The sequence below is a fragment of the Alkalispirochaeta alkalica DSM 8900 genome (genome assembly GCF_000373545.1).
Lineage (GTDB): Bacteria > Spirochaetota > Spirochaetia > DSM-27196 > Alkalispirochaetaceae > Alkalispirochaeta > Alkalispirochaeta alkalica.
Genome location: NZ_KB891697.1, coordinates 75,539 through 83,022 on the forward strand (window position 1 = coordinate 75,539; position 7,484 = coordinate 83,022).

Sequence of the window (7,484 nt, forward strand, 5' to 3'; positions counted from 1 at the left end):
CCCCGGACCGGGCAGGCTCGTTTCTCTCCTTGTCTTTCTTCTTGGTGCGTGGTTTTCGGTGTATCCCCTCCTGGCCCGGGAAGGTGCCCATTCGGCGCTGATCGTCTCGCTGGACAGCAACTGGCCCCCCTTCTCCTTTCTCGATTCCCGGGGAACCCCCCAGGGAGTGCTGGTAGACCTCTGGAAAGCCCTGGAGGGGCCTCTGGGTCAGCCCGTGGAGTTTCATTTTGGTTCCTGGCCCGAGAGCCTCGCCTGGGTTCTGGAAGGGAGCGCCCACGCTCAGGGGGGCCTTCTTCGTTCGCCGGGGCGGGAGACGTTCTTCGAGTTTTCCTCGCCTCTTTTGCCCCTCAAGGGGTACCTCTTTGTGGCGGCCGGAGCGATGCCCCTGACGGTTCACGACCTGGAGGGGCGGCTTGTGGGGGTGACGCGGGGTTCCTACGAGGAATACTACATGGAGCGCTCCTATCCCCGGGTGGTTCTGCGGCGCTTCGATAACAACGATTGCATGGTGCAGGCAGCGCTTCAGGGGGAGCTCGTGGCCTTCGTCTCTGATCTGCCCGTGGCGCAGTACCTTCTGGACCGGTATAACGCGGTTACGGCCTTCTATCCCGTCCAGGGGCTCTACTCCCGCTCCCTGCGGGCGGGGGTCCGTAGGGGCGAGCCGGAGTTGCGGGCGCGGATCGATGCAGCCCTGGCTGCGCTGGGGGAGGAGGAACTGCGGAGGCTTACCCAGCGATGGCTTCGCAGCGAGACCCGGGAGGTCCTGCCCCGCTGGTTCTGGCCGGTTCTGGGAGCCTCGGGTCTGGCCTTCCTTCTGGGAGCGCTGGCGCTGTATAATGCGGTGCTTCGCCGCCAGCGGAGGCAGTTGCTTCAGGAGGTCCAGCGGAGGACCGAATCTGTCCGGGAGAGCGAGGAACTCTTCAGGACCCTCTCTGACCATGCCGCAGCAGGAATCTTTATCCTGCGCGGGGCCAGGCTCGTGGTGGTCAACCCCGCCATGGTGCGTATCTTCGGCTACTCCCGGGACGACCTGCTCTCCATGAACGCCCTGGATCTGGTTCACCCCGATCAGCGGGAGCAGGTGAACCACCGCGTGCGTTCCCGCCACGACCGAAAACTTGTGGCTTTCCGGTACGAGATAAAGGGACGGACCCGGTCGGGGGAAACGGTTTGGGTTGAACTCACCGCCGGAAAAACCCTCTATCGGGGAGACGTGTGCAGCATCGGCACGCTCTTTGATATCACCGCCCGAAAGAGGGCCGAGGAACGAATCCAGGAGGACGAGTACCGGCTCCGCTCCATCCTGGAAAACCTGCCAGGCTTTGTCTACCAGCTCCTGCGCAACCCCGACGGGTCCATCGAGTATCCCTTCGCCAGCGATGGTCTGCGCTCCTTCGGGGTGACGCCCGAGGAACTTCAGCGGGATCCCCAGGTGCTCCGTCGCATGATCCACCGCGATGACTACCAGCGGCTACTCCGCGAGAGCGAGCGCGCCGCCAGAACTATGGGGCAGTTTCAGTGCCAGTACCGCCTGATTCTGCCCGATGGAAGGGAACGGTGGGTGGAGGCCCAGGATTCCCCCCGCCAGATGCCCGACGGGAGCGTCCTCTGGACCGGCCTGGCCGTGGATATCACGCGCAGGAAGCGGCTGGAGCAGCTCTTGCAGGAGAGCGAAGAGAAGTTCCGCACCATCGTGGAGAACGCCAACGATATCATCTACAGCGTCACGGCCAAGGGAATCTTCACCTACGTCTCTCCCAACTTGGCAGAGCTTCTGGGCCACGATGCGGAGGATGTCCTGGGAAGGTCCCTGACAGAGTTTTTTCACCCCCAGGATTTTGAACGGTTCTGGGACTTCCTGGACCGGGTCTTCCACACCCGGCAGAAGCAGAGCGGGGTAGAGTACCGGGTCCGTCACCGTGACGGTTCCTGGCGCTGGCATACTTCCAACGCCTCGCCCTGTTTTGATGGGGCCGGCCGGGTTGTGGAGCTCCACGGGATCGCCCGGGACATCACCGACGCCAGGGAAGCCCAGAGGGCTCGGGAAGAAGCGGTAGCGCTCCTCCATCGGGTCTCCCAGAACGTGCCGGGAGTCATCTTCAAGCTCCGTCAGGAGCCGGAGGGGGGGCGTTCCTTCCCCTACGTGAGCTGGCGCGTGGAGAACGTCTTTGGCTTTTCTCCCGAGGAACTCCGATGTGACGCAGGCCTCTTTTTCCGGGCCGTGCACCCCGAGGATCTCCCCCTGGTCGAGGAGGGGCTCAGGGCATCCTTTGATCGGGGAACGCCCTGGCTTCAGGAGTTCCGGATCAGAACTGCCTCGGGGAGTTACCGCTGGCACCAGGGCCAGGCCTCGTGCGAGAAAGACACCGACGGAGGGGCTGGCTGGTACGGGTATATCGGTGATGTCCAGGAGCGTCGCGAGGCCCAGGAACGAATTTCCCATCTGGCGCTGCACGACGCGCTCACCGGTCTGGCGAACCGCATTCTCTTTTCCGACCGGGTAGACACCGCCCTGGCCGTGGCCCGCCGGGAGGGAGAGTCCCTGGCGCTGCTCTTTCTGGATATGGATTCTTTCAAGCCCGTGAACGATACCCTGGGACACGCCGTGGGTGATGCCCTCCTTCAGGAAGTGGCTCGCCGGATCGAACGGACCCTGCGGGAATCAGACACGGCGGCCCGCATTGGGGGGGACGAGTTTCTTCTTCTCGTGAGGAACGTCGATCGCCGGGGGGCGTTCCGGGTGGCCGAGAAGGTTCGCCAGGCCCTGCAGGAGCCCTGCACGATCGGTGAACACCTGGTGACTGTGTCTTCCAGTATCGGGATCGCCCTCTTTCCCGATCACGGCGATTCCCTGACAGAACTCTCGGCCAGCGCCGACAGGGCGATGTACCGCTCCAAGGAGGAGGGCAGGGATACCGTTACCCTGTACGATCCCGACCTGGATTCGGCCAAGGCGGATTAGCGAGGGCGCCCGTTGGGTGTGTTATCAGGAAATCGACGGTGAATCAGCACGATGAGCCGAAAAAGGGGGGGCGGCTCGTACAGGATACAGACAGGGTCTGAGCCTCCCCCCGCGGGCCATCCATCGCAGTTGTTACTGCGAAATAATAGAATCGCTGTAGTGGCTCCAGCCTGGGGCACCTTTATAGGCATCAACCGATTCAGAAGGAACACGGATCAGCGGTGTGGCACTGCCGAAGATGTCCTCCGCAGCGGCTGGGGGATCGACAGCGTCAACACGCACAGTCCCTGCGTTTCCTCCCCCTTCTTCCCAGATCCAGCCAGCAAAAGCCTCCGACCCGATCTCTTCGACCGTAGCAGGAATGACGAACTCCTCCCCTGCGAAATTGAAGGGAACGTTTCTGAACGCTCTCACGCCGATGGTCCGGACCAGGTCACCCAGAAACAGGTGCCCGGTAAAGGCTGTTTCCTCGAAGGCTCCCTCTCCTATGGTATTAACCTCACCAGGGATAGACAGGTCTGGCATCGTTCCCTGGTCGGTGCTGTTAAACCCGGTGTGCCTGAAAGCGCCGGCCCCGATTATCTCCAGTTCATAGGGTAGTTGCAACGATGCCTCGTGGAATGATCGGGGATTGGGGGGAGTCTCTCCCTCTGAACCGAAGGCATAGGCGCCAAGGGTTGTGACGGAATGAGGAATAGACAGGTCATCGGTGGTAAACCGGTTCTCCGAGAAGGCTCTATCGCCGATGTGCACAAGGCTGCTGTGGCCGCCCATGAAGGTCAAAAAAGAGACATTCCCGGCATCTTCTCCCCAGGCTGCACGAAAGGCCCCATCGCCAATCGATGCCACCGAACCAGGGATCGTCACATCCGGATCAAAGGAGTTTTCCGAGAAAGCCTCTCTGCCGATGGATTCGATGCCTTCGGATATTTCTGGGAGAGGCCCCGTCAAGGCGAGTCCGGAAAAGACCCCCTCGGCAATGTGCCGAAGGTATTTCCCTTCGTGCTCCTCGGGAATGCTTCCCAGGGTCTCCCCCGAGTTACCGGCATAACCGGCAAGAACAAGATTTTCGTCGGTCTCGATGAACAGAAAAGATCCAAGGTCGTGGACCCTGAGAGCCTCTACGTCCTGGGTGGACGGGGTTTCTCCGTAGCTGTTCCAGGCAGCCACGCGGTACTGGTAGGCATAATCTCCTGTTCCAAGGGGGGCAGGATTTGCAGCCTGATCGGTAAAGTTGGCAGTGGTTCGGGACAGGGAATCAGCTCCTTCGAGTGGTTGGGTATCGAACTCTTCGGGCTGAATTGCGCGATATAGCCGGTATCCCGCAGCGGTATTGATGCCGGAGATGTCCCAGGAGAGGGTAATATCCCAGGGATGTTCGGCTCTCTCATAGTGAAAGGAAGTCTGGGAGACCTGAAAGGTGCCCGGTGCCTGGGGAGGCGTTCCTATCAGCTGGGTTATATCCAGTTGCTGCTTCGAGCGGCGGCCGTCGTAGATGTGGATCACGTCGCGGTAAGCTCCTGCAGCGTAGGTCTGATCGGTCCCTGCGTCGTAGCGTTCCAGGGGGATCACGATGCGGTAGAATCCGCTCTCGAGAAGGTCGCCGGAATCGACCCGGTGGTAACGCAGAGTCCCTTCCTGGGGGTCAAAATCAATGTTCGCTTCGGGAATGTTGATCGGGTCGTCGTGAACCTGGCCCGGTCTGAGTCGCTGCAGCGATGGGTTGCCGTAACCCGTAACGCGCTCTTTTCCGGAGGAGAGCTCCGGAATCCAGGAGAGTTCGATCTCCACGGAACCCGTTCCTTCGCGAAGGGCCCGGAGTTCAGCATTCCAGCTGACAATTTGCCCCGCCAGAATCTCCAGCGGCTCTTGGGAGGACGCGCCGAAGGCCTCTATTCCGGGGGTTGCTCCCTCTACGGTGGTGCCTTCGGGAAAGCTCCCTTTCAAGGAGATGTTCCAGAGTCCCGGGGGAATGCCAGTCAGGGAAAGGTGTGAGGGAAGGAGTTCTGGTATCTCGATCGGATCCAGGCCTGCTTCCCCGGGACTGAGAGTGAGGTAAAACAGGAGATCCTCAGGGGATATCGGCGAGGGGAGGACGGTTAATATTTGTGTCTGATTGAAAGTGATAACGAGGGTTCCCGTGGCAGAACCGTCGAAAGCCGATGCAGGAGTGTGATCTCCTCTGGTCTTCTCGAAGGGCGAGAGAGCTCCATCGCAGGCAATGGTGAAAAGGAGCATGACCAGTACCGGCCCTGCAAGACGCATCCTGGCGATTTTGCTATGGAAGGGTGTTCCGGTGGCTCTATTCAGCCGTCCCTGGAAACTTGCTTTTTCTACGACTCCTTCGCACATCGCGTTATTCGTGATCATAGTATAGAGAAGTCTATCGCTTTTGTGGTGGAGATTCCAGAATTCTTGATATCATTATATAAAACTCTTTCTGAGAGAGGCTGCACCCTGGCGGTCTCGTCCACCAGGGTGTGAGGTCAGGGCGGTCAATCAATCGCTCCATTTTGCGTAGAGCGTTCCCGAGGTTTCCACGTTCTGTGGCACGGAACTGGTGAGCTCGGGATCGGTGAACCACCCGTCAAAGCTGTATCCTGCCTTGGAGGGGGATGGTGCCGCGTATTGTTGTCCGGCCAGGCGGAAGAGGGGATTAAGATCACCGCCTCCGTTTGTATCGAAGGTGATCTTCCTCACGGTCACGGAGCGCTCCACTGGCTCCAGCCCGTCGGCAGAGACCCGGGCCCGGATAATCTGATCCTCTGCTACGGTAAAGGGCCCTGTGTATTCGGGGCTGTCCTCGCCGGGATCCTCGCCATCCGTGGTATAGCGGATCAGGGCGCTTTCGGAGGATGTCTCGATGGTCAGTTCTCCCCCATCGCTGACACGGAAATAGGGAGGAAAGACCTGTCCTGCTCCTGTGATCTGGTAGGCTCCAGCCCAGGATCCGAAGGAGAGGGTGGTAACCCCGTTTCGCGTGGACGTCAGATAGCGGTGATCGGTTGTCTGGAATCGCCTGACCTTGACAACTCCCGATTCTCCGTTCTCCAAAAGGCCGGCGTGCAATACTGCTGCCGGCAGTGATGAATCGTGAGTATAGAGGTTCGTTCCGTAGAGAATACCTGTTCCGGCGGTAACCCGGAAATACCATTCGGGATTATCGGGGTCGGGATCGAACTCATCTCCGTCCAGCCTCGTGTTCACCGTCCTGGTCATGGCGTAGAGAGTCATTTCACCCATCACGGTGATAGTTGCCGGCGGTTCGGCTGTATAGACGTAGTTGGTCCCGCTGCCATCGGGTTCGGTGTTCCAGCCCTCATAGAAGAATCCTTCCCTCTCAAGATTCGAGGGGTCCGGCAGGGGAATAGTTCCGCCGTGGGGTCCTGTTACGGGGTCTGGCTGGTCTCCCTCAGCACCGTTGGCGAGGAACGTCACGGTGAAGGAGGGCAGATCAACGGTAACGGGCATCGGGGTTTCTGCTCCCGGGGACTCGCCGTAGGTGTTGTAGGCGACGACGCGGTAGTCCCAGGAGGAATCGGGCGGGACCCGGTCGGTGAAGAGCGAGCTGTTGGCGGATAAAGCCCCCGCCCCGGGGAGGAAGGTGCCGAACTCGTCCGCACCGGACTCCCTGCGGTAGATCCGGTATCCCAGGGCGGTATCGGCCGTCCTGGTCCAGGAAAGATGGACAGCCCAGGTTGCCTCATCGGGGTCAAAAGCTCCCTGGGTTACCTGAAGATCTTCCGGTGCCGAGGGGGGAAGCCCGATCCGCCCGGTAATGTCCAGCGTCTTCTCCGAGCGTCGTCCGTCGTAGATATGGATCACGTCGCGGTAGGTGGCCACGGGAATACCCTGTCTTCGCAGGGGGATCACGATGCGGTAGAAGCCGCTCTGGAGCAGGTCGCCCTCGACCCGGTGGTAACGCAGGGTCCCCTCCAGGGGGTCAAAATCAATGTTTGCGGTGGGAATATGGACCGGTTCGTCGTGAGTCTGGCCCGGTCTGAGCCGCTGTAGCGAGGGTGCGGGGATTCCTGCCTCGTTGTGGTATCCGGTGATCAGCGCGGGTGGGTTCCAGGAAAGGTTGATTTCTACGGAGCCGGTTCCCCCCTCTGACTGAATAGCCAGAAGCTGGGCCTCCCACGTGGTGGGAAGGCCTGCGGCGATTTCTATCGGGTCCTGGGAGGATGCACCGAAGGCGTAGACCCCGTGGACGACCCCTTCCAGGGGTGTTCCCTCGGGGAAGTATCCCCGAAGCGAGATGGTCCAGGTCCCCTCGGGGATGCCCGGCAGCGAGATATTCCCGGCGGAGAGCTCCTGTGCCTCGATGGGTTCCTGGTCGGGGTCTGTGGAGGTGAGGGTGAGGTCGAACTCCAGGTCATCCAGGGATACCTCGGGGGGGAGGACCGTGGAAACCCTGGTCTGATTAAAGCTGATCTCCAGGGTGCCCGTTCTGTTTGCCCCCGGGCGAGATGGCACGGCCTTGTCTTGTTCTGATTTCTCGAAGGGGGAAAGAATTGCGCTG

Annotated in this window: 3 protein-coding genes; 1 reads left to right on the forward strand and 2 read right to left on the reverse strand. The window is 60.6% G+C overall.

Features of this window, described 5'->3' with window-relative positions; translation table 11 throughout:
• Positions 1-58: 58 nt before the first annotated feature.
• Positions 59-2,962 carry a PAS domain S-box protein gene (locus tag B071_RS18260; RefSeq protein WP_169336303.1) on the forward strand — a complete coding sequence of 968 codons (2,904 nt, stop codon included), beginning with the start codon at positions 59-61 and terminating at the stop codon, positions 2,960-2,962.
• Positions 2,963-3,094: 132 nt separating this feature from the next.
• Here the strand turns inward: B071_RS18260 and B071_RS0104910 are convergent, their stop codons facing one another.
• Both B071_RS0104910 and B071_RS0104915 read right to left on the reverse strand, forming a co-directional pair.
• Positions 3,095-5,332: a leucine-rich repeat domain-containing protein gene (locus tag B071_RS0104910; protein WP_083914503.1), complete on the reverse strand. Its 2,238-nt coding sequence runs from the start codon at positions 5,330-5,332 to the stop codon at positions 3,095-3,097.
• A 129-nt stretch (positions 5,333-5,461) separates the two neighbouring features.
• A partial coding sequence (locus B071_RS0104915) for an InlB B-repeat-containing protein (RefSeq protein WP_026244989.1) occupies positions 5,462-7,484 on the reverse strand: 2,023 nt, incomplete at its 5' end.